Genomic DNA, 21,428 nt, shown 5'->3' on the forward strand with positions numbered 1-21,428 from the left:
CCGATGCACCGTCCGGTCCGCCCCGTCCTTCTGGTCGTCGCCCACGGCAGCCGCGATCCGCGGCACGCCGCGACCGTGCACGCCCTGGTGCGCCGGGTCCGCTCGCTGCGCCCGGAGCTGCGGGTGGAGACCGGCTTCCTCGACTTCAACGTGCCGTCCGTGCCGGGGGTGCTGGAGTCGCTGGCCACGGAGGGGGTGCGCGACGTCGTCGCGCTGCCGCTGCTGCTGACCCGTGCCTTCCACGCCAAGGCGGACATCCCCGCGGTCCTCGCGGACGCGCCGCCGCGGCTGCGGGTCCGGCAGGCCGAGGTCCTCGGTCCGTCCCCGCTGCTGCTGTCGGCGCTGGAGCGGCGGCTGTACGAGGCGGGGCTCACGCCCGCCGACAAGTCCTCGACCGGGGTCGTGCTGGCCTCGGCGGGGTCCACCGACCCGGAGGCGATCGCAGTGATCGCAGATATCGCGCGGGAGTGGCGGCACACCGGTTGGTGCGCCGTGCGGCCTGCGTTCGCCTCCGCATCCCTTCCCCGTACCGAGCAGGCGGTGCGCGAACTGCGGGAGCTGGGCTGCGACCGCGTCGCCGTCGCCCCCTACGTGCTGGCCCCCGGGTTCCTGCCGGACCGCATCGCCCGCGGCGCCGCCGAGGCGGACGTCCTCGCCGACGTCCTCGGCCCGGCACCGGAGGTGGCCCGGGTCCTGCTGGACCGCTACGACGCGGCCCGGACACCGGTGCCGCTGACGGCCGGCGCCGCCTGACCCGCGCGGCGCCAAGGCGGGGTACGTCCGCGGGACGGTGCCGGCCGCTCCCTGCCGGGGCGGCTAGTCCGCCGGGGCGGTGAGTTCCACGAGCTTGGTGACGGTGTTCCAGTTGCGGGTGGTGGCGATCAGGCCCTTGGTGACGCGGGGCCTGGCGAGCTGCTCGGCGAGTGCGGAGCGGCCGAGGCCGTTCGGGACGTACAGGTACAGGGCGCGGTCGCCGAGGCGGAACTCCTCGGGCAGGAAGGCCGTCCGGTCGATCGCCGCGAAGCGCTCCTCGCCGGGCGGTGCGGAGAAGTAGGTCACGTGGAGCTGCTTGGGCTCCAGGCCGGCGGCCGGGAACGGGCAGGCGTCGGCGATCGCCTTCAGGTAGGCGTGGTCGCGCACGAGCACGTCGACGGCGAAGCCGAAGCGCTTCTCGATCGCGGCGCTCAGCTCGGCGGCGAGGGACTCCTCGTCCCCGTGGCCGGAGCTGAACACGGCCTGCCCGCTCTGCAGATGGGTGCGTACGTCCCCCTGGCCCAGCTCCGCGATGAGGGCGCGCAGGTCGGCCATCGGGACCTTCTTGCCGCCGCCCACGTTGATCCCGCGCAGCAGCGCCGCATACGTCGTCGTCATGCGCCCACCCTAGAGCGGCCGTCGTGCCCCGTGGGGGCGGGCACGACGGCCGCCGGTCCGCACCCGCGGACGGCGAAACTCTGACCGATGCCGGGCGGGCTCGGCAACCGCTACACGCGGCTGTGACTTGTTCAACAACGTTGCGGAAGGGCCCGGTGGCCGGTGCGGCCGGCGGCGGATGCCGGCCCTCGCCCGCGACGAATCGGCTCGGGCCGCCGCGGCGGCGCCGGTCTCCCGGGACGAGGGGGAACCGGTCCGGGTCCGACCCGGTCACGCGCCGAGGGCCCGCCGGTCGTCCGACGGGCCCTCGGCCGCGCTGTGTGCTCCTAGGCCCGGCGGGCGGGCAGCTCCGCCTCGATGAGGTCGGCGGCGCGGCGGGTGCCGCCCTCCCGGGCCGTCCGCGCCTGGTGCTCCGCGAGGTGGCGGGCCACCTCCGGGTCGTCGACCAGCGCGAGCGCGGCCTCGCGCAGCGTCTCGGCCGTGGCCTCCTCGGCGGGCACGTGCCGGGCGACGCCGAGGGCCTGGAGCATGTCGGCGTTGCCGAACTGGTCCACGGCCTGCGGTACGGCGATCAGCGGCGTGGCGGTGGCCAGGCCCTCCTGGCTGCCGCCCGCGCCCGCGTGGGTGACGAACAGGTCGGCCTCCTTGAGGACCGCCAGCTGCGGTACCCAGGAGCGCACGTCCACGTGGGCCGGTATGTCGCCCAGTTCCGCCGGGTCGACGTGCCGGCCGATCTGGAGGACCAGGTGCCAGCCGGGCAGGTCACCGAAGGCCTTGACGCACTCCCGGTAGAACGCGGGCTGCTTGGTGAAGGCCGAGCCGAGGGAGACGAGGACGACCTTCTCGGCCCCGGCGGGCCGCTGCCAGCCGCCCTCGGCGCCGCGGTCGCCCTGGCAGGCGCCGACGAAGGAGTACACGGTCTCGTCGACCCGGTCGGCGTGCGGCTGGAGTGCCTTCGGGATCAGCACGAGGGAGCGGTCGGGACGGCCGGCGAACGGGTCGGGGTGCAGGCCGATCCCGTTCTCCTCCAGCCAGGCTTGGAAGCGGGCGTAGTAGGCCTGTCCGCGTGCGGTCTTCCTCGGCTCCTCCCACATCGGTTCGGCGACCTCCTTCTCGTAGCCCTCCCAGGCGACCATGCAGGGCGACAGGGAGATCGCGGGCACGCCCCAGCGGTGGGCCAGGACGCGGGCCGGGTAGGAGGCGATGTCGTACAGGACGAGGTCCGGCTCGTCCCCTTCGTAGGCCGCCGCCAGCTGCGGCAGGGCCTGGATCGCGTCGTCCAGGAACGGCTCGACGTTGTCCAGCAGGGTGGTGCCCCAGGCCTCCGGGTCCGCGTCGGGGCCGGGCAGCGTGGACTTCCAGAGCCTGGGTTCGGCGCCGGCCTCGGCGACCTTCTCGGCGAAGGACGGCGGGATCGCGTAGGTCACCCGGTGCCCCCGCGCGACGAGTTCGCGGATCACCTCGAGGCTGGGGTTCACATGGCCGTGGGCGGCGATGGAGAACATGGCGATGTGCGCGGGAGTGGTCATACCGGGACTGTACGCGAGACGAGACGTCTCGTGCAACTTTCTTGGGGACTCCGGACGTGTCATGGGCACAGCTCCTCGTACAGCCGCAGCCACCGCTGAGGCGCCACCTCGCCGACGAGCACACCGGTGTCCAGGCGTGCGGCCCGGAACGCCGCGTCCACCCGGCGCCCGGGGTGGGCGCGCCGCAGGGACGCGTGCAGACAGCCGCCGACGCCGGAGAAGCCCAGTTCGACGAGGTCGCGCCAGCCGCGGTAGGCGGCGGCGTCCAGCAGCGGGGTGCGGCGCCGCTCGATCCGTACGATCCCCGCGTCGACGCGGGGTACGGGCCGGAAGCCGCAGCGGTCCACCCGGCCGGCCAGCCGCCATGCGTAGCGCGGCCAGGTCCGCACCGTCAGCAGGGTCCAGCGGCCGTAGTCGCCGGTGCGCTTGCGGGCGTACTCGAGCTGGGTCAGGAGGGTGGCCTCGGTGAGGGCGGGGGCGCGCAGGCACCAGTCGACGACGTCCGCGGTACGGGAGAAGGGCACGTTCCCGGCGACCGCGAAGGGGGTGTGCGGCGGGCGGGCGGCGAGGAAGTCGCCGGCGACGACACGGACGTGCGGGGTGCGGGCGAAGCGGGTGCGCAGCGCGGCCACGAGCCGTGGGTCGATCTCGTGGGCCCACAGCTCCCGGGAACGGCGGGCGAGCGGTTCGGTCAACGCGCCCTTCCCGGCACCTACTTCGAGCAGGAGGGGTGGGCGGGCACCGTCGGGGACGGCGATCCGGGCGAAGCGCCGGGCGGCGGCGCGGTCGGCGAGGAAGTTCTGGGAGAGCGCACGGGAGGTGTGCGTGGGGCGGGCCATGGCCTGCGGTCCTTGTCTTCCGTGAAGGGAAAAGGGCAGCTCGAGGCCCTGACCGGAAGACGGAGAAAGGGGGAGCAGGCGGAGGACGCCACGCCGGACCGACGGGCGGCGCGGACGGTGCCGGCCGCGCCGGCAGCGGGCGGACGGCGCCGCGCCACGGCCGCCGGGCGGGCGGCGCCGCGTCGCGTCGGCGGGCGGCTCGGGCCTGCCCGCGCGGGATCAGCGGGCGGTGCTCCCCGGGCCGGTCAGGGCTCCGGGGCGGCGACGCATCCGGATGGAGTGCGTGCAACCCCGGCCGTGACCGGTGATGAAGATCGCGTTGTTCGCTGCCACGAGGGGCACGTTAGGCGCCCGTCGTGACGGCAAGCAAAGGGTTTTCCCAAGGGCAGGGACGGGGACGCCCCTTGGCCTTGCGCCCATGTGCCGGTCCTGCCAGCCGAGGGACCGCGCGCCGGGCCCCCTGAGCCGGAGGCCCGCGCCCGGACCCTCGGCCGGAGGCCCGCGCCCCGGCCTCCTCATCCGAGAGCTCGCGCGCCGGACTCCTCAGCAGAGGGCGCACGTACCAGCCGCCCTCAGCCGGAGGCCCGCGTGCGGCGTCGCCTCCGCCGAGGGGTCCCCGCACGCGGCGGGCCACCGCGCACACGCCCCGACCTGTGCGAATGGGACACTGGCCGCCGGCCGGCCAGGACCGGCGGCGCGAGACGGAGTCGAGGACGGAGGCGGACGATGGACGAGGCACGGGCGCGGGAGGTACTGGCCGCGGCGGGCGTACTGCCCGGAGCGGCAGGAGAGGCGCGGCTGCTCTCCCTCGGCGAGAACGCCGTGTTCGCCGCCGGTGACCTGGTCGCCAAGGTGGGCCGCGACGCCGAGCTGCTGGACCGGGCACGCCGGGAGCTGGAGATCGCGGCGTGGCTGGAGGAGTCGGGTGTCCCCGCGGTGCGGGCCGCCGAGCCGTCGGCGCTGCTGGTCGAGGGGCACCCGGTGACCGTGTGGCACCGGCTGGCCGACCCGGTGCGGCCCGCCGGACCCCGGGACCTGGCCGGGCTGCTGCGGCTGGTGCACGCACTGCCCTCCCCCTCCTTCGCGCTGCCGCCCCGCGAGCTGCTGGGCGGCGTGGAGCGCTGGCTGCGGCTCGCGGGCGACGCGATCGACCCCGCGGACGCGGCCTATCTGCGCGAGCGCCGCGACGGATTCGCGTCGGCCGCCGCCGCGCTCACCCCGCACCTGCCGCCGGGTCCGATCCACGGCGACGCGCTGCCCCGCAATGTGCACGTCGGTCCCGACGGTCCGGTCCTGGTGGACCTGGAGACCTTCTCCTCGGACCTGCGCGAGCACGACCTGGTGGTCATGGCCCTCTCGCACGACCGCTACGGGCTGCCGGGCGAGGCCTACGCGTCCTTCACCGGGACGTACGGCTGGGACGTGCGCGACTGGGAGGGCTGTGCGGTGCTGCGCGGGGCCCGGGAGACGGCCAGCTGCGCCTGGGTCGCCCAGCACGCGCCGGGCAATCCCGAGGCACGGGCCGAGTTCGAGCGGAGGGTGGCCTCCCTGCGGGACGGGGACCCGACGGTGCGCTGGTACCCGTTCTGAGCGCCGGGCCTCAGACCGGCTCGCCGGCCGGTTCGCGCAGCGGCCAGGTGCCGTCCACGACGGCCGAGGCGTCGCCCTTGCGGCGCAGGAAGCTCTGGAAGTCCGCCGCCCAGGCGGCGCACCACTCGATCTGCCGGCGGTGCAGCTCCGCCGGGCCGAGGGCGGCCACCTTGGGGTGGCGGCCGGCTATCGCGCAGGCCAGCCGGGCGGCGGCGAGGGCGTCGGCCGAGGCGTCGTGGGCGGCGTCGAGCGGCACGCCGTACTCGGCGCAGACCGCTTCCAGGTTGCGCTTGCCGCGGCGGTAGCGGTCGACGAAGCGGTCGATGGCGTACGGGTCGACGACCGGGGCCGGGTCCAGGCCGCCCAGCCGGTCGCGCAGCGACGGCAGTCCGTGGCGCCGCAGCTCGGCGGCGAGCAGGGTGAGGTCGAAGGCGGCGTTGTAGGCGACCACGGGGACGCCCGACGTCCAGTAGGACACCAGGACGTCGGCGATGGCGTCGGCCACCTGGTCGGCGGGGCGGCCCTCGGCCACCGCGCGCTCGGTGCTGATGCCGTGCACCGCCACCGCGTCCGCCGGGATCGGGATGCCGGGGTCGGCCAGCCACTCCCGGTGCCCCAGCGGCTCCCCGCGCCTGACCTCGATGACGGCTCCCGTCACGATGCGCGCCTCGCGCGGGTCGGTGCCCGTCGTCTCCAGGTCGAAGCCGATCAGCAGCTCCCGGTGCCAGCCCATGGGCTGCCCCCCTTCTTCATGGTGCGTCCCCCAGTGGTCCCCACCCTCGCACGCGCCACTGACAATCGGAGGGCCGCGTTCCGCTCGACCCCGGCAGCCCGGCCCGCCGGACCGTCAGGACACGGGCCGCGAATCCGCCCACATCAGCTCGAACTCCTCGCGGTAGGTGGAGAAAAGTCCGCCTTCGTCCTCCTGGCCGGACTTGACGACCTTTCCGGTGTTCCGCCCGTTCCGCAGCACGAACACCGGCGCCTCCATCCCCCGGGTGCGGCGCAGGTAGGACTGCACGACAGCGATGCCGTCGGCGCCGTCCCCGTCGACCAGGTAGGCGGTGAAGCGGGGCGTCTCGTCGAAGACCTGGATCTCGAAGGCGCCGGGGTCGCGCAGCCGGGAGCGCACCCGGCGCATGTGCAGGATGTTGGTCTCCACGGCCCGGCTCAGCTCGCCCCGCTTGATGCCCAGTTCGCGCTCGCGCCGCTTGACGGCGCTGGAGGCGGGATTGAGGAAGAGCAGCCGCACCCGGCTGCCGGCCTCGGCCAGCCGCACCAGGCGGCGCCCGGAGAAGTTCTGCACGAGCAGGTTCAATCCGATACCGATGGCGTCCAGGCGCCGGGCCCCGCCGAAGATGTCCTCGGCAGGGAACTGGCGCAGCAGCCGGACCCGGTCCGGGTGCACGGCGACCACGTCGGCGTACCGGTCGCCCACCAGGTCCTCGACCGCATCGACGGGCAGCCGGCGGGCGGAGGGCACCTCGCCGCCGGATCCGAGGACCTCCAGCAGCCGGGCGGCGGCCCGCTCGGCCTGGCTGAGGACCGCCTCGGACAGCGCCCGGTTGCGGGAGACGACGTTCCGGGTGACCTCCAGCTCGTCCAGCGCCAGTTCCACGTCGCGGCGCTCGTCGACGTACGGCTCGAAGCAGGGCCAGTGCTGCACCATCAGTTCGCGCAGCTGGGGCAGGGTGAGAAAGCTGAGGACGTTGTCGTCGGCCGGGTCGAGCAGATAGCCCTTGCGGCGGCTGACCTCGCGCACGGCGACCGCCCGCTGCACCCACTCCTGCCCGGCCGGCCCGGCGGCGGCGACCACCCAGTCGTCGCCGTGCACGGGTTCGTACACCGGCCGCAGGACGGCGGCGACCACCGCGCGCAGCCGCTGTTCGACCAGATTCAGCCAGATGTAGGCCCGGCCGGCCCGCTGGGCGCGGGTGCGGACCTCGCGCCAGTTCTCGGCGTCCCAGTCCAGCTCCGGGCCGATCGCGCCCGCGCTCATGGGCCGCGCCAGGGACACCGCACCGGGCGGGACGTCCGTGGAGTTCCCCTCGTGACCGTCGTCACCAGGGGGCAGCTCCAGCCCTCCCGAGCCCACCCGCGCACCGCCTTCCGCTCCCCCGGGCACTCCCCGGTCAACGATCAAGGAAGAGTACTCCGGGAGCGGTCCCGGACGCAGCCTCATGCACAGGCTCGTCGGCTCAACTACCGCTTTGTCCCTGCCCGTTCCGATCATGGGCGGCGCGGGAGTGAGCGGATTCATAGCGGTCGGCGCCCGTCCCGGCCGTGGTCCCGGCCGCCGGGTGGCGGTGCGGTCGGCCGAAAACGGTTCTCTGTTCGCCGCGTGACCTCCGGCTTCCCCGGCGGGACACCCGGCGGGAGGAGCGGAGGTGCTAGGTGGACACCCCACTTTCCGGGGAGACTCGTCAGCCAAGGCGTCCCCACCGGCGCCCCTCACCTGAAAGAGTCGTGTCCATGCAGGTCTGGCCTGGAGAGGCGTACCCACTCGGTGCCACGTACGACGGCGCCGGCACCAACTTCGCGGTCTTCACGGAGGCCGCCGACCGAGTCGAGCTGTGTCTGCTGCACGACGACGGCTCCGAGACGGCGGTCGAACTACGGGAGAGCGACGCGTTCGTACGGCACGCGTACGTGCCGGGCGTGATGCCGGGGCAGCGGTACGGCTACCGCGTGCACGGCCCCTACGCCCCGGAGCGCGGCCTGCGCTGCAACAGCGCCAAGCTGCTCCTCGACCCGTACGCGCGTGCGATCAGCGGTGAGATCCAGTGGGGTGAGGAGGTGTACGGCTACCACTTCGAGGACCCCGATCGGCGCAACGACCTGGACTCCGCCCCGCACACCATGACCTCGGTCGTGGTGAACCCGTACTTCGACTGGGGCGACGACCGGCGCCCCCGGACGGAGTACCACCACACGGTGATCTACGAGGCCCACGTCAAGGGCCTCACCATGCGGCATCCGGGGCTCCCGGAGGAACTGCGCGGCACCTACGCGGGCCTGGCGCACCCGGCGCTCATCGAGCACCTGACGGAGCTGGGCGTCACCGCCCTCGAACTGATGCCCGTCCAACAGTTCGTCAACGACCACCGCCTGGTGGACATGGGCCTGAACAACTACTGGGGCTACAACACCATCGGCTTCTTCGCCCCGCACAACGCCTACGCCTCCTGGGGAGACCGGGGCCAGCAGGTGCTGGAGTTCAAGTCGGCGGTCAAGGCGCTGCACGAGGCCGGGATCGAGGTGATCCTCGACGTGGTCTACAACCACACCGCCGAAGGCAACCACCTGGGCCCGACGCTGTCGTTCAAGGGCATCGACAACCCCTCGTACTACCGGCTGACCGAGGACCCCCGGTACTACATGGACACCACCGGGACCGGCAACTCGCTGCTGATGCGGTCCCCGCACGTCCTTCAGATGATCATGGACTCGCTGCGGTACTGGGTCACCGAGATGCACGTCGACGGGTTCCGGTTCGACCTGGCGGCGACCCTGGCCCGGCAGTTCCACGAGGTGGACCGGCTGTCGTCGTTCTTCGACCTGGTGCAGCAGGACCCGGTGGTGTCCCAGGTGAAGCTGATCGCCGAGCCGTGGGACGTGGGCGAGGGCGGCTACCAGGTGGGCAACTTCCCGCCGCTGTGGACGGAGTGGAACGGCAAGTACCGCGACACGGTCCGGGACCTGTGGCGGGGCGAGCCGCGCACCCTGGCGGAGTTCGCCTCCCGGCTGACCGGCTCCTCCGACCTGTACCAGGACGACGGCCGCCGTCCGCTGGCCTCGATCAACTTCGTCACCTGCCACGACGGCTTCACCCTGCACGACCTGGTGTCGTACCACCACAAGCACAACGAGGCCAACGGCGAGGACAACCGGGACGGCGAGAGCCACAACCGGTCGTGGAACTGCGGGGCCGAGGGCGACACCGACGACCCGGCGGTGCTCCAGCTGCGGGCCCGGCAGATGCGGAACTTCATCGCGACCCTGCTGCTCTCCCAGGGCGTGCCGATGATCAGCCACGGCGACGAGTTCGCCCGCACCCAGCGGGGCAACAACAACGCCTACTGCCAGGACAACGAGCTGGCCTGGGTGCGGTGGCCGGACGGCGAGGAGGACGGCGCCCGGCAGCTGCTGGACTTCACGCGCGCGATGGTGTGGCTCCGCAGGGACCACCCCGTCTTCCGCAGGCGGCGCTTCTTCCACGGGCGGCCCGTGGAGGGCACGCACGACGAGCTGTCGGACATCGCCTGGTTCACCCCGGAGGGCAAGGAGATGACCCAGCGGGACTGGAACTCGGCGCAGGCCTCGGCGCTGACGGTGTTCCTCAACGGCAACGCGATCTCCGAGCCGGGCGCGCGCGGGGAGCGGATCACCGACGACTCGTTCCTGCTGATGTTCAACGCCTCGCCGAAACCGCTGGATTTCGTCCTGCCGGTGAACCACGGCCGGCAGTGGCAGGTGGTCGTCGACACGGCCGTCCCGGACGCGGTACCGCCGGGCACCGGCCGGAAGGTGCAGGCCGGCGACCGGCTGACCCTGGTGGACCGGAGCCTGGTGGTGTTGCAGCGGCCGGTCTAGTCCGACGGGCGGGCGGAGGCGTCCGGTACGCGCGTGGGGGCGGCCGTTCCGGACGCGTCCGGTACGCGCGTGCGGGCGGCCGATTCCGGGCCGGTGGCGCTCGGCGCCGGGCGCGCCGCCAGGGCGAGGAGACAGGCCAGTGCGGCGGCCAGGCTCGCCACCGCGAAGGCCGCGGCCGGGCCGTGGGACTCGGCGAGCCGGCCGGTGCCGGCCACCGCGAGCGCCTGGCCGCCGACGACGGCGCTGGTCGCGAACGCCATCGCCTCGGCGAGCCGGGCCCTGGGCACCGTCCGCTCGGTGAGGGCGAACACGGTGATCAGGTGCGGGGCGTAGGCCACGCCCAGGACGGTGACGACCGCGTACAGCGCGGCCAGGCCGTCCGTCCACAGCAGCGGCAGGGACAGCAGGAACGCGGTCCCCGTGGCCGCCCGCCAGCGGGCCCGCAGCCCGATGCGGGCGGGCACGGCGGCCATGGCCAGGCCGGCGCACGCGCTCATCACTCCCATGGCGGCGTACACGAGCCCGGCCTGCTCCGCCTGGCCCAGCCGCGCGGTCAGCGCGGTGATCCCGGCCTGGCAGGCCCCGAACATCGCCCCCTGGAGGGCGAGGGAGCAGCGCAGGGCGTGCACCGGGCGGGGCATCCGGGGCCGGGCACGCGTGCGTGGGGCGCCGGACGGTTCCCCGGGGCCGGAGGGCGCCGCCGCCCGCGCCGTCGGGTGCAGCGCGAACGCCGTTCCGCAGGCGGCGACCAGCAGGGCGGCGCCGGCCAGGGCGTGGGCGGGGTGGGCCAGGACCGCCGCCAGGCCGACCAGGGCCGGGCCGAGCACGAAGGAGACCTCGTCGAGCGTGCTCTCGAGGGACAGGGCGGCGCCGACGGTCCGCTCACCGGCGCCGGACCGGCGGGCGAGGGCGACGAGGCGGGCCCGGGCCAGTGGTCCGATCAGCGGCACGCTGGCGCCCGCGGCGGCGCCGAGGGCGGCCAGCAGCGCCGTCGGCGCGTCCGCGAGCGCCCCGGCCACGAGGGCGGCGACGGCGAGGGCGTTGAGGAGGCTGAAGACGAGGACGACCGTGCGCTGGCCGCGCCGGTCCGCGAGCCGGCCCACCAGCGGGCCGCAGGCCACCTGCCCGACGGCGAGCGCGCCGCCGGTCAGCCCCGCGGCCGTCAGCGAACCGCTGGTCCGGGCCACCAGCAGCACGCTGCCGAACTGGATCGTGGCCGTCGGCAGCCGCCCCAGGAAGGACACCACCGGCAGCCACGGCCCCGTCAGGCCGATCACCCGTCGGTAGCTCTCCAGTGCGCCGTGCCGCCCCGTGTCCCCGCTGTCGTCCATCGCCCGACGCTAGCCGCGCCCGCGTCCCCCCGTGGAGGGGCCGATGACACGAAAGGCGGCGGGGCGGGTACGTAGCTTTCCATGACACTCGAGCGCCCCGCCCCGGCGGCACCCACCGCCCCCACCGCCACCTACCGGCTGCAGCTCCAGCCCGCCTTCCCCTTCGCGGCCGCCGCGGCGGCCGTGCCGTACCTGGCCTCGCTCGGCGTCTCGCACCTGCACCTGTCCCCTGTGCTCGAGGCGGTCCCGGGCTCGGCGCACGGCTACGACGTCGTCGACCACGCGCGCGTGCGCGAGGAGCTGGGTGGCGAGGAGGGGCTGCGGGCCCTCGGGCGCACCGCGCGGGAGCACGGTCTGGGCCTGGTGGTGGACATCGTGCCGAACCACATGGCGATGTCCCCCCGGCACAACCGCGCCCTGTGGGAGGTGCTGCGGGAGGGGCCGAAGTCGCCGTACGCGCGGTGGTTCGACATCGACTGGGAGGCGCAGGGCGGCCAGGTGCTGCTGCCGGTGCTCGGCGGTCCGCTCGGCGACGTGCTCGGCGACCTGCGTGTCGACGGCGACGTGCTGTGCTACTTCGACCACCGCTTCCCGCTGCGCGAGGGCACCGCGGACCTGCCGCTGCCGCAGCTGCTGGACGCGCAGTGGTACCGCCCGGTGTGGTGGCGGCTGGCCCGCACGGAGCTGAACTACCGGCGGTTCTTCAGCATCTCGGAGCTGATCGGGGTGCGGGTGGAGGACCCGGAGGTGTTCGAGGCGACACACGCCACGATCCTGCGGCTGCTGCACGAGGGCGTGATCGACGGGCTGCGCGTCGACCACCCCGACGGCCTGGCCGACCCCGACGCCTACCTGGACCGGCTGCACCTGGCCACCGGCGGGCGGTGGACGGTGGTGGAGAAGATCCTCGCGGACGGGGAGCACCTGCCCGCCTCGTGGCCCGTCGCGGGCACCACCGGCTACGACGCCCTGCGCCACGTCGACGGGCTGTTCACGGACCCGGCGGGGCACGGGGAACTCCTCGGGCAGTACCGGCGGTTCGCGGCGCCGCAGACGGACCGGGGCGGCGACTGGGCGGCGACGGCGCGGCGGGCGGCGTACAAGGTGCTCACGCACGAACTGGCCGCCGAGTGCGACCGCCTCACCCGGGTCGCGCACCGGCTGTGCGTGGCGTCGCCGGACCCCGCCCTGCGGGACCGGGCCCCCTGGGCGCTGCGCACCGCCCTCCAGGAACTGCTGGTCCGGCTGGAGGTCTACCGGCCCTACGAGTCGGTGGACGCGGCGTCGGTGGTCACCGAGGAGGCGGCGGCCGAGGCGCGGCACGCGTTCGTCGTACCGGAGGAGGCGGGGGCCGTCGACGTCGTACGGGACCTGGTGCTCGGCCGGGCCGGGGACGGGCCCGATCAGGTGGAGCTGCGCACCCGGTTCGCGCAGACGGCGTCGGCGCTGCGCGCCAAGTCGGTGGAGGACACGGCGTTCTACCGGTACGTGCCGCTGCTGTCGGCGACCGAGGTGGGCGGGGACCCGGCCCGGCCGGCGGTGTCCCCGGAGGAGTTCCACGCCTATTGCGCGCGCGTGCAGCGCGACTGGCCCACGACCGGGACGGTGGTCTCCACGCACGACACCAAGCGCAGTGCCGACGTGCGCGCGGCGCTGGCCGTGCTCACCGAGTGCCCCGAGCGGTGGGCGGCCACCCTGGCGGAGGTGACGCGGAGCGGGGAGGGCGTGCCGGACGCGCAACTGGCGTGGGCGGCGTGGCAGACGGTGTTCGGGCTCGGTCCGGGCGCGGGCGACGCCGGCGGCGAGCGGGTGCGGCAGGCGATGCTGAAGCACGTCCGCGAGGCCGGTATGTACACCAGCTGGACGGAGCAGGAGCCGCCGTACGAGGAGGCGGTGGACCGGTTCGTCGCCGCGGGCCCGTGCGGGGCGCCGGGCGGGCACGTGGCCGCGCTGCGCGCCGCCCTGGAGCCGCACGTCCGGGCCAACGTGCTGGGTACGGCCCTGGTGCACCTGACCATGCCGGGGGTGCCCGACGTCTACCAGGGCACGGAGAACGAGTACCGGGCCCTGGTGGACCCGGACAACCGCCGGCCGGTGTCCTTCCCGCCGCCCGAGGAGGACGAGAAGGCGGCGGTGACCCGGGCGGCGCTGGCGCTGCGCGCGCGGCGGCCGGCGGCGTTCGGTGACGCGGCGACGTACGAGCCGCTGCCCGCCGAGGGGCCGGCGGCGGCCCACTGCACCGCGTTCGTGCGCTCCGGTGCGGTGCTCACGGCCGTGACCCGGCTGTCGCTGCGGCTGGCGGAGGCGGGCGGCTGGCGGGACACGCGGCTGACGCTGCCGCCGGGGCGGTGGGCCGACGTGCTGGCGCCGGGACGGAAGTTCACCGGGCACGCGCGCGTGGCGGAGCTGTTCGCCTCGCTGCCGGTGGCGTTGCTGGAGCGGGTCGACGCGACGGGCGGGGAGGACGGCTGACCGAGGCCTCCGTGTCTCTGCGGGGGGGGGCGGGCACGGGCCCTTGCGGGGCGGGAGCGGGCACCGGCCGGGCGCCCGCCCTCGCCGGTGCGTCAGCGGTCCTCGTCCAGTGCGAAGACCGCGCCCGTGCGGGCCGCCATCACACAGGAGTTCGGGAAGGTCTCGGTGTACTCCACCGGCCGGCCCTTCCACTGGCCGCGCGCATGAGCGGTGACCGGGGCGTAGACCATCGGGCAGTGGCCGTCCCTGAGCGGGATGGCGGCGAGATCGCCGTCCGCGGCGGCCAGGTCGGCGCAGGCGCCCGCCGCGCGGACGTGCCCCCGCGGCGGGTCGCACAGCAGCAGGGCGCCCTGCGCGACGTCGTCGGGGTTCTCGCCCCGGGCGACGGTGAGGAGGAGCCAGTCGTCTGCGGACCCGGCGGGTGCCGAGGCCTGCCCCCGGGCCTGAGCCGAGGCCTGCGCCCAGGACTGCGCCGAGGCCTGTGCCTGTGCCGGGACGGCGCCGGCGACGAGGAGTGCGGCGGCGGTGAGCAGTCCGCCCCGGACCGCTCGCGCGGTGGTGGTGTGCGTCATTCCCGGTGCATCGGCACGGCGGCCCCGCAGCCCCAGCCCGGATCACCCGAACGGGAACCGGTGGGGGCGTGCCGTACGGCCAGTTCGAACGCGGCGAGCACGGTGCGCGCCTGGTACTCGGCCTGGCGGGCCACCGGTATCCAGCGCGCCGCGCAGCCGTCCCGGTAGTCGGCGCACCACCGGTCGACGAGGGCGTCCAGTTCCGGCAGGACCTCCGCCGGGTCGCGGCCGGCCGAAGTCACCAGCTGGTGCAGCAGCCCGGCGGTGCGCAGCGCGAGCCGTCGGCCGGCGATGCGCAGGGCGACCAGGTGGGCGGTGCTCAGCGGCGGCAGGGGGCGGCCGGTGCCGTCGTCGGTGTCGGGGTCCCAGGCGTCGGCGAGCCGGGGGCAGACCATCAGGTAGTCGTCGACGGGGGCGAGCAGCCGGGCGGTGTGCTCGGTGGGGGGCAGGTGGGGCCGCAGACGGGCGAGGAGCCGCCGCAGGACCCGGGTGTCGTGGCGCAGGGTGCGGCTGACGCTGCGCAGCACGCCTTCGGTGTCGGTGGGCGGCGAGCCGTCGGCGACGGCGGCCACGCCCCACATGGGGGCCTCGACGACGGCGGTGACGGTGCCGTAGCGCTGCGGGTGGCACCAGGTGGACTCGACGGCGGCCTCGGTGATGGCCGCGGTCAGATCGCCCCGGCGCGGGGGCGGTATGCGGTAGACGGCGGGGCCGAGGCCGGGCCAGTAGAGCGTGTCGTAGGCGCCCAGTTCGCGCGGGATGCCGAGGCGGGCCGCGGTGTGGGCGAGGCGCTGGGCGAGACCGGGCAGGTCGTGGGTCAGTTCGACGAAGCCGCCGCCGACGTCGACGCCGTGCAGGGAGCACTGGAGGAAGGGGCGAAGTTCCTCGTGGAGGGCGAGCAGGGCGCGGGTCTCCGGCAGGGCGGCGCGGGCGGCGCCGTCGGGCAGCCACTCGGGCTGTTCCAGGAAGCCCGGCCGGAAGAAGTTCCGCACGTAGCGGCCGAGGCTGTACGGGCCGGAGAGCCAGCCCTCGTTGTGCCGCAGGCCGTCGGGGTCGAGGCACAGCAGCAGGTTCCAGGTGGCGTCGGCGCCCTCGGTCAGCCGGTGGTCGGCCAGGACCCGTTCGGCCAGGCGCAGGGCGGTGGCGCCGCCCACCGGTTCGTTGGGGTGCGGTCCGGCGACGACGAGGACCTGACGGCTGCCGTGGCCCACGGACAGCAGCAGCAGCGGGGTGCCCGCGCGGGAGGTGCCGACGCGGCGCAGCCTGACCTGGGCGGGGTGGCGGGCGGCGAGGGCGGTGGCCCGTGCGCCCAGGTCGTCGACGGTCGGATAGCGCAGGAGGGGCGTCAGGGCACACCTCCCACGATGCGGCGCCGCCGGTTCACCTGCTGTGCGCGGTGTACGCACAGTCAGTCACGACTTGGGGGGCGCGTCAACACCGCGCGGGGCAAAGGGATTTCGGCCACAGCCCCGCGTGACCGTACGTGAAGCGCAGGCCAAGGCCGGGACGGCCGCAGGCTCCAGTCCGCCGCGCTCTAGTCCGCCGCGAGGCGGAACATCATCTGGCCGAACCCGATCTGGTCGCCCTCGCGGACGACGGCGGCGCCGATGACCCGCCGCCCGTTCACGGTCGTGCCGTTGGTGGAGCCCAGGTCCCGCAGGACCCACAGGCCGCCCTGCCGGCTCAGCTCGGCGTGCACCCGGGAGACCGTCTCGTGGTTCAGCCGCAGACCGCTCGCCGGATCGCGTCCTATGCGCAGCGGGTGTCCGGTGCCGGGGTGGGGCAGCAGCAGCTTGGGCAGCCGCTCGGCCCGCCAGGCCGCGCGCAGCCGGACGCCGAACCCGGAGACCGCCTCGACGGTGCCGAACACCAGGCGGGAGACCCTGCTCTCCCGGGGCAGGTCGGCGGTGAGCGCGGCCAGCTCGTCGGGGCGGCGGGCGGCGAGCGCCAGCTCCATCCGGCGCATGAAGGTGTCGTGCGACAGCCGGCCCAGGGCGACCCCGTCCCGGAGCACCTTCAGCGCCTTGTCGCGCTCCGCGTCGGAAAGCCGCGCGGGGTACGTGTTGAACTCGAAGGACGACGTCACACGCGTGATTGTCGGTCAGCGCGGCCGGGGTGTCCAGAAAGCGGGTGAACGCCCGGCACACGCGCGTACCGGGCGGGACCCGCCGTGAAAGGGCATGTTCCCCGGCGGATCGATCTTTTTTGCAGGACGATGGACGGGCTACATCACGGTGAGCAGACGAAGGGGAACCGTCCGTGCAGTTCGAGGTGTGGGCACCGAAGGCCGACCGTGTGACGCTCCACTGCGACGGGGCCGTACGCCCGTTGGAGCGCGATCCCGAGCGGCCGGGCTGGTGGCGGGGGGAGGCACAGGCCCGGGACGGTTCGCGGTACGGCTTCGCGGTGGACGACGGCCCGGTCCGCCCCGACCCGCGCTCGCGCCGGCAGCCGGACGGCCCGGACGGCCTGAGCGCCGTGGTCGACCACGGCCGGTACGCCTGGCGCACCGACTGGGCCGGACGGCCGCTGCCCGGCGCGGTGCTGTACGAGCTGCACGTCGGCACGTTCACGCGCGAGGGCACGCTGGACGCGGCGGCCGGTCGGCTGGAGCACCTCGCGGGACTGGGCGTCACGCACGTGGAGTTGATGCCGCTGTGCCCCTTCCCCGGCCGGCACGGCTGGGGGTACGAGGGGGTGTCGCTGTGGGCGGTGCACGAGCCGTACGGCGGCCCGGAGGCGCTGAAACGCTTCGTCGACCGGGCCCACGAACTGGGGCTCGGGGTCGTCCTGGACGTGGTGCACAACCACCTGGGGCCGTCCGGCAACTACCTGCCCGTCTTCGGCCCGTACTTCACCGACACCCACCAGACACCGTGGGGCTCGGCGGTGAACCTGGACGCGCCGGGCTCGGACGAGGTGCGCGCCTATCTCGTCGGCAGCGCGCTCGCCTGGCTGCGGGACTACCGCGTCGACGGGTTGCGGCTGGACGCCGTGCACGCGCTGGTCGACACGCGCGCGTGCCACTTCCTGGAGCAGTTGTCGACCGCCGTCGACGGCCTCGCCGCCGAGACCGGCCGCCCGCTGTTCCTGATCGCCGAGTCGGACCTGAACAACCCGCGGATCATCACCGCGCGCGCGGAGGGCGGCCTCGGGGTGCACGCCCAGTGGAACGACGACTTCCACCACGCCGTGCACGTCGCGCTGACCGGGGAGTCGCAGGGCTACTACGCCGACTTCGCGCGCGATCCGCTCGCCGCCCTCGCCAAGACGCTGACCGGGGGCTACTTCCACGACGGCACGTACTCCAGCTTCCGGGGCCGCAGCCACGGCCGCCCGCTGGACCGCACGCGCGTGGCCGCCCACCGGCTGCTGGGCTACAGCCAGACCCACGACCAGGTCGGCAACCGCGCGCAGGGCGACCGGCTGGCGGCGCTGGTCTCCCCCGGGCTGCTGGCCTGCGCGGCGACGCTGACGCTGACCGCGCCGTTCACGCCGATGCTGTTCATGGGCGAGGAGTGGGCGGCGGGCACGCCGTGGCAGTTCTTCACCGACCACACCGATCCCGAGCTCGCGGAGGCGGTACGCCGGGGCAGGCGGCGGGAGTTCGCCGCGCACGGCTGGCGGGAGGAGGACGTGCCCGACCCGCAGGACCCGGCGACCCGCGAGCGCTCCTGCCTCGACTGGTCCGAACCGGAGCGCGAGCCGCACGCGCGCGTCCTGGCCTGGTACCGCACCCTCATCGCCCTGCGCCGCGAACGGCCCGACCTGACCGACCCCGACCTCGCCGACACCAAGGTGGCCTACGACCGGGACCGGCGCTGGCTCGCCTTCCGGCGCGGCGACCTGAAGGTGGCCGTCAACCTCGGTGCGGAGCCGGCGGAGATCCCCCTGGGCAGCCGCCCCGCCCGCGTCCTGGCCGCCTGGGAGCCGGTCGAGGCCCCCGGCCCGGACGGCGTCCTGCGGGTCCCTGGAGAAACGGGCGTGGTCCTGCTTCAGGAGTGACACCGCGCCTCCACGCGCCGGCGAGCGCCCGGCGGACCGCGCGCGGTCGTGGGCGCCGGGTGGACAGCGGCGCGTCGGCGTCGGGTGCCCCGTGGACGGCGGCGCGCCGGTCGTGGGGGCCCGTGGGCAGCGGCGCGTCGGCGTCGGGTGCCCCGTGGACGGCGGCTCGGCGGACCGGTAGGGGCGGTCGGCGGGTCGGGGTGCCGTGCGGTCAGAAGGCGTCGTCGGACGTGTCCCCGCGCAGGTCCGTCACCCGTTCCAGCAGGATCGGCTCCCAGGCGTGGCGGAGCCGGGTGCGCAGGACCGGCGGCGGTGCGGCGGAGCGGCCCGCGAGGGCCTCGGCGAGAGCGGCCACGGCGTCGCAGCGGGCCAGCCACAGACCGCGCAGGCAGGGGCGGGCGCCGTAGCCGGCGAGGGTGGCGGCGCGGACGGCGGCGGGCGACCCGACGGCCGCCGCGAGCCCGGCGATGTCCTCGGCCGGGTCGCCGACGGCGGCGTCGGCCCAGCCGAGCACCCCGCGCACCCGGCCGTCGGCGCCGACCACGAGGTGCTCGGCGGCGAGCCCGTGGTGGACGAGGACCGGCACCCCGGGCTGGGCGGCGAGCTGCGCCGCCGCGGCCGCGGTGAGCTGGGCGAGCCGGGCCGGGTCGAACTCGTCGGCCACGGCGAGGGCGCGGGCGGCCCGCTCGGCGTCCTTGCGCAGCCTCTCCAGCGGGCGCGGCCCGGCCCGGGGCACCCCGAGCGCCTCGGCCTGACGGACCGGTACCTCGCGCAGCCCGGTGAGCAGCCCCGCCAGGTCGGCCTCCCCGACGGCGGACACGTCGTGCACCTCGCCCGAACCGCCCGGCACCCTGGCGTCCAGGGTGTAGGTCAGCCCCGGTGCCCACTCGCCGTGGGCGACGCTCGCCGGCACCGCGACGGGCAGGTGCGGGCGGACCAGGTCGCGCACCCGCAGTTCGCGGCGCTGCCGCAGGGCCGCCTCCCGGTCCGGGGCCAGCCGCAGCACATGGCGGTCGCCGACCCACCAGGTGGCGGGCCGGGCGCCCGCGGCGACGGGCCGGACGTCGGGTCCGCCGGCCCGGCCCTCCTTGAGCAGGGAACGGACCAGCCGGCGGACGGTGTCCTCGGTGGGGGTGGGTGCCTGGGTCATGGTCGCGCCGTCGTCTTCCAGGGGCTGGGGAAGGTGCCCGGGGTCCGGGGAGCCGGGCGGTGCCGGTGGCCGGTCAGTCCACGAGGACCAGCTCCCGCGCGGTGTCGTTGAGCCGCCGGCCGCCGTCCGCGGTGACCGTGACGATGTCCTCGATGCGCACCCCGAACCGGCCGGGCAGATAGACGCCGGGCTCCACGGAGAAGCACATGCCGGGCACCAGGGGCTGCTCCTCGCCCTCGATCATGTACGGCGGCTCGTGGGTGGTGACCCCGATGCCGTGACCGGTGCGGTGGATGAAGTACTCGCCGTACCCGGCCGCGTCGATGACGGCGCGGGCGGCCCGGTCCACGTCCTGGCAGGCGGCGCCGGGCCGCACCGCCCGGAAGCCGGCCTCCTGCGCCTCGCGCACCAGGTCGTGCACCCGGCGCTCCTCGTCGGTGGGTTCCCCGACGTGCACGGTGCGGGAGGTGTCGGAGCCGTAGCCGTCCCGCAGGCCGCCGAAGTCCAGGACGACCATGTCGCCGCGCTCGATGACGCGGTCGCCGGCCTCGTGGTGGGGGTTGGCGCCGTTGGGCCCGGAGGCGACGATGGTGAAGTCGACCTGGGAGTGCCCGAAGCCGCGCAGCAGCTCGGCCAGGTCGGCGGCGACCTCCGCCTCGCGGCGCCCGCCGAACGGGACCGTGCGGATCTCCTCGAACGTCGCGTCGGCGGCCGCGCCCGCCGCCGCCAGCAGCTCCAGCTCGGCCGTGTCCTTGACCGCGCGCAGCATCGGCAGTGCCTCGGTGAGGGAGGCGTACGAGGTGCCGGGCAGCGCGCTCTGGAGGCCCAGCAGGTGCATCGCCCAGGTGTTGTCGCTGACGCCGAACCGTCCCCTGCCGTCGAGCAGGCCGGCGGTGACGGCGTAGGGGTCGGTGCCGTCGGTCCAGTCGCGCAGCTCCAGGGCGGGCGCGCCGGAGGCCTTCGCGGCGTCCGGCGCCTCCAGGGCCGGGACGACCAGGACCGGGTCGCGGCCGGGGGCGAGCACCAGCAGGGTGAGCCGCTCGGTGGCCGCGGGGGGCGCGTAGCCGGTGAGCCAGACCAGGTCCGGCCCCGGCGCCACGAGGAGCCCCGCCAGTCCCGCCTCCCCGGCGGCCCGCGCGGCGCGCTCCATGCGGGCCCGGTAGTCGTCGGTGGTGAACGGGGCGGAACCGGTGCCGGTCATCCGGACCTCCTGAACGGGTGAAGGGACCACGGGCAGCATCCTGCCCGCACCACGGGGGCGACGCGAGCCGATTGGCGGGCCCGCGCCTCCGAGCATGCCCCCGCAGGTGACGACACCGCTGCGTGGCCACCCCCGTCGCGTGACCACGCCCCGTCGCGTGACCACACCCGTCACGTGACGACGCCGGGTACGACCGTCAGCTGCTGGTAGCCGCCGCTCGCGTGCCGCACGGTCAGCTTGACCTCGGTGCCCGGCCGGGCCCGTGCGACGGCGCGGGCCAGGTCGGCGGCCGCGTCGATGCGGGTCGTGCCGAACGCCAGCAGGACATCGCCGCGGACCAGGCCCGCCGAGTAGCCGGGGCCGGGCACATGGACGCCGACCACGAGGGCTCCCGGCCGCTCGTCGTCCACGGCCTCCACGCCGAGCGTCGCGCCGGCCACCGCCCGGGACGGTGCCGCCGTGCTCGGGGCGGGCACGGGAGCGGACGGTGCGCCCGGGCCCGGGTGCACCGCCTGCTGCCTCGCTTCGGCCAGCTTGCTCATGCCGATCACCCCGGCGCCCACCGTGCCCAGCCCGATACCGGCCAGGACCAGCAGCGTTCCGGCGAAGAGGCCGGACAGCACGGTGGTGAGCCGGCGCCGGCGCCGCCGTCCGGGCCGCGGACGGCGGTCGGCTTCCGGTGCGGGGCCGCCGCCCCGCTCCCGGCCCGGCATCGGCTTGGGACGCAACGCAGTCTGTTCCATGGATCGCCTCCGCCAGGAGCCCTACCCGGCGC

The 21,428-nt window shown here is 75.3% G+C and carries 17 protein-coding genes; 5 read left to right on the top strand and 12 right to left on the bottom strand.

Going from position 1 to position 21,428, the window contains the following annotated elements:
* Positions 1-3: 3 nt before the first annotated feature.
* The gene (locus ACZ45Q_RS12860) at positions 4-753 is read left to right on the top strand and encodes a sirohydrochlorin chelatase (protein WP_468259090.1); all 750 of its coding nucleotides are present in this window, start codon (positions 4-6) and stop codon (positions 751-753) included.
* A 63-nt stretch (positions 754-816) separates the two neighbouring features.
* Here the strand turns inward: ACZ45Q_RS12860 and ACZ45Q_RS12865 are convergent, their stop codons facing one another.
* From ACZ45Q_RS12865 to erm(O), 3 genes are all read right to left on the bottom strand, one after another.
* Complete coding sequence (locus ACZ45Q_RS12865) at positions 817-1,371, bottom strand: DUF1697 domain-containing protein (RefSeq protein ID WP_468259093.1); 555 nt, start codon at positions 1,369-1,371, stop codon at positions 817-819.
* Between the two features lie 326 nt (positions 1,372-1,697).
* Entirely contained in the window at positions 1,698-2,963 is a 1,266-nt protein-coding gene (mgt, locus tag ACZ45Q_RS12870) for a macrolide-inactivating glycosyltransferase (RefSeq protein ID WP_468259095.1), read from the bottom strand.
* The gene (erm(O), locus tag ACZ45Q_RS12875; protein ID WP_468259098.1) at positions 2,960-3,739 is read right to left on the bottom strand and encodes a 23S rRNA (adenine(2058)-N(6))-methyltransferase Erm(O); all 780 of its coding nucleotides are present in this window, start codon (positions 3,737-3,739) and stop codon (positions 2,960-2,962) included. The genes mgt and erm(O) overlap by 4 nt, the downstream gene beginning before the upstream one ends.
* A gap of 726 nt (positions 3,740-4,465) precedes the next feature.
* On the opposite strand from erm(O), the gene ACZ45Q_RS12880 reads away from it, so the two are divergent.
* Complete coding sequence (locus ACZ45Q_RS12880) at positions 4,466-5,329, top strand: phosphotransferase enzyme family protein (RefSeq protein WP_468259100.1); 864 nt, start codon at positions 4,466-4,468, stop codon at positions 5,327-5,329.
* Between the two features lie 10 nt (positions 5,330-5,339).
* On the opposite strand, the gene ACZ45Q_RS12885 is transcribed toward ACZ45Q_RS12880, so the two are convergent.
* Together ACZ45Q_RS12885 and ACZ45Q_RS12890 are read right to left on the bottom strand one after the other, a co-directional pair.
* Positions 5,340-6,062 (bottom strand): exonuclease domain-containing protein, encoded by a 723-nt coding sequence (locus ACZ45Q_RS12885; protein ID WP_468259102.1) that lies wholly within the window; start codon positions 6,060-6,062, stop codon positions 5,340-5,342.
* Between the two features lie 114 nt (positions 6,063-6,176).
* Positions 6,177-7,424 (bottom strand): SAV2148 family HEPN domain-containing protein, encoded by a 1,248-nt coding sequence (locus ACZ45Q_RS12890; RefSeq protein WP_468259104.1) that lies wholly within the window; start codon positions 7,422-7,424, stop codon positions 6,177-6,179.
* Between the two features lie 377 nt (positions 7,425-7,801).
* Here ACZ45Q_RS12890 and glgX point away from each other — a divergent pair, with 377 nt between their 5' ends.
* Positions 7,802-9,922 (top strand): glycogen debranching protein GlgX, encoded by a 2,121-nt coding sequence (gene glgX / locus ACZ45Q_RS12895; RefSeq protein WP_468259106.1) that lies wholly within the window; start codon positions 7,802-7,804, stop codon positions 9,920-9,922.
* Here the strand turns inward: glgX and ACZ45Q_RS12900 are convergent.
* Positions 9,919-11,253, bottom strand: a complete 1,335-nt coding sequence (locus tag ACZ45Q_RS12900) for an MFS transporter (protein ID WP_468259108.1) — start codon at positions 11,251-11,253, stop codon at positions 9,919-9,921. The two genes, glgX and ACZ45Q_RS12900, sit on opposite strands and share 4 nt — an antisense overlap.
* Positions 11,254-11,334: 81 nt before the next feature.
* On the opposite strand from ACZ45Q_RS12900, the gene treY reads away from it, so the two are divergent.
* Complete coding sequence (gene treY, locus ACZ45Q_RS12905) at positions 11,335-13,725, top strand: malto-oligosyltrehalose synthase (RefSeq protein ID WP_468259109.1); 2,391 nt, start codon at positions 11,335-11,337, stop codon at positions 13,723-13,725.
* A gap of 92 nt (positions 13,726-13,817) precedes the next feature.
* Here the strand turns inward: treY and ACZ45Q_RS12910 are convergent, their stop codons facing one another.
* From ACZ45Q_RS12910 to ACZ45Q_RS12920, 3 genes are all read right to left on the bottom strand, one after another.
* Complete coding sequence (locus ACZ45Q_RS12910) at positions 13,818-14,297, bottom strand: SSI family serine proteinase inhibitor (protein ID WP_468259111.1); 480 nt, start codon at positions 14,295-14,297, stop codon at positions 13,818-13,820.
* Positions 14,294-15,646, bottom strand: coding sequence for a M14 family zinc carboxypeptidase (locus ACZ45Q_RS12915; RefSeq protein WP_468259505.1), 1,353 nt, complete (start codon positions 15,644-15,646; stop codon positions 14,294-14,296). Before ACZ45Q_RS12915 ends, ACZ45Q_RS12910 begins: the two co-directional genes overlap by 4 nt.
* Positions 15,647-15,831: 185 nt before the next feature.
* Positions 15,832-16,383: an FHA domain-containing protein gene (locus ACZ45Q_RS12920; protein ID WP_468259114.1), complete on the bottom strand. Its 552-nt coding sequence runs from the start codon at positions 16,381-16,383 to the stop codon at positions 15,832-15,834.
* Between the two features lie 173 nt (positions 16,384-16,556).
* On the opposite strand from ACZ45Q_RS12920, the gene treZ reads away from it, so the two are divergent.
* A complete protein-coding gene (gene treZ, locus ACZ45Q_RS12925) occupies positions 16,557-18,302 on the top strand; it encodes a malto-oligosyltrehalose trehalohydrolase (RefSeq protein ID WP_468259118.1) in 1,746 nt (581 codons plus the stop codon).
* Positions 18,303-18,513: 211 nt separating this feature from the next.
* Here the strand turns inward: treZ and ACZ45Q_RS12930 are convergent, their stop codons facing one another.
* The 3 genes from ACZ45Q_RS12930 to ACZ45Q_RS12940 all read right to left on the bottom strand — a co-directional run bounded on the left by ACZ45Q_RS12930 (position 18,514) and on the right by ACZ45Q_RS12940 (position 21,396).
* Positions 18,514-19,452, bottom strand: a complete 939-nt coding sequence (locus tag ACZ45Q_RS12930; RefSeq protein WP_468259121.1) for an aminoglycoside phosphotransferase family protein — start codon at positions 19,450-19,452, stop codon at positions 18,514-18,516.
* 73 nt (positions 19,453-19,525) lie between these two features.
* On the bottom strand, positions 19,526-20,653 hold the full coding sequence (locus ACZ45Q_RS12935; protein WP_468259124.1) for an aminopeptidase P family protein: 1,128 nt from the start codon (positions 20,651-20,653) through the stop codon (positions 19,526-19,528).
* Positions 20,654-20,823: 170 nt separating this feature from the next.
* Complete coding sequence (locus ACZ45Q_RS12940; RefSeq protein ID WP_468259127.1) at positions 20,824-21,396, bottom strand: PDZ domain-containing protein; 573 nt, start codon at positions 21,394-21,396, stop codon at positions 20,824-20,826.
* Between the last annotated feature and the right edge of the window lie 32 nt (positions 21,397-21,428).

It is taken from the genome of Streptomyces sp. NPDC031049 (assembly GCF_055571015.1).

Excerpts from the sequence above, each read along its gene's own strand:
- ACZ45Q_RS12860 (WP_468259090.1), top strand. The coding sequence starts at position 4 with ATGCACCGTCCGGTCCGCCCCGTCCTTCTGGTCGTCGCCCACGGCAGC.
- ACZ45Q_RS12865 (WP_468259093.1), bottom strand. The coding sequence starts at position 1,371 with ATGACGACGACGTATGCGGCGCTGCTGCGCGGGATCAACGTGGGCGGC.
- mgt (WP_468259095.1), bottom strand. The coding sequence starts at position 2,963 with ATGACACGTCCGGAGTCCCCAAGAAAGTTGCACGAGACGTCTCGTCTC.
- ACZ45Q_RS12880 (WP_468259100.1), top strand. The coding sequence starts at position 4,466 with ATGGACGAGGCACGGGCGCGGGAGGTACTGGCCGCGGCGGGCGTACTG.
- ACZ45Q_RS12885 (WP_468259102.1), bottom strand. The coding sequence starts at position 6,062 with ATGGGCTGGCACCGGGAGCTGCTGATCGGCTTCGACCTGGAGACGACG.
- glgX (WP_468259106.1), top strand. The coding sequence starts at position 7,802 with ATGCAGGTCTGGCCTGGAGAGGCGTACCCACTCGGTGCCACGTACGAC.
- ACZ45Q_RS12900 (WP_468259108.1), bottom strand. The coding sequence starts at position 11,253 with ATGGACGACAGCGGGGACACGGGGCGGCACGGCGCACTGGAGAGCTAC.
- treY (WP_468259109.1), top strand. The coding sequence starts at position 11,335 with ATGACACTCGAGCGCCCCGCCCCGGCGGCACCCACCGCCCCCACCGCC.
- ACZ45Q_RS12910 (WP_468259111.1), bottom strand. The coding sequence starts at position 14,297 with ATGACGCACACCACCACCGCGCGAGCGGTCCGGGGCGGACTGCTCACC.
- ACZ45Q_RS12930 (WP_468259121.1), bottom strand. The coding sequence starts at position 19,452 with ATGACCCAGGCACCCACCCCCACCGAGGACACCGTCCGCCGGCTGGTC.
- ACZ45Q_RS12935 (WP_468259124.1), bottom strand. The coding sequence starts at position 20,653 with ATGACCGGCACCGGTTCCGCCCCGTTCACCACCGACGACTACCGGGCC.
- ACZ45Q_RS12940 (WP_468259127.1), bottom strand. The coding sequence starts at position 21,396 with ATGGAACAGACTGCGTTGCGTCCCAAGCCGATGCCGGGCCGGGAGCGG.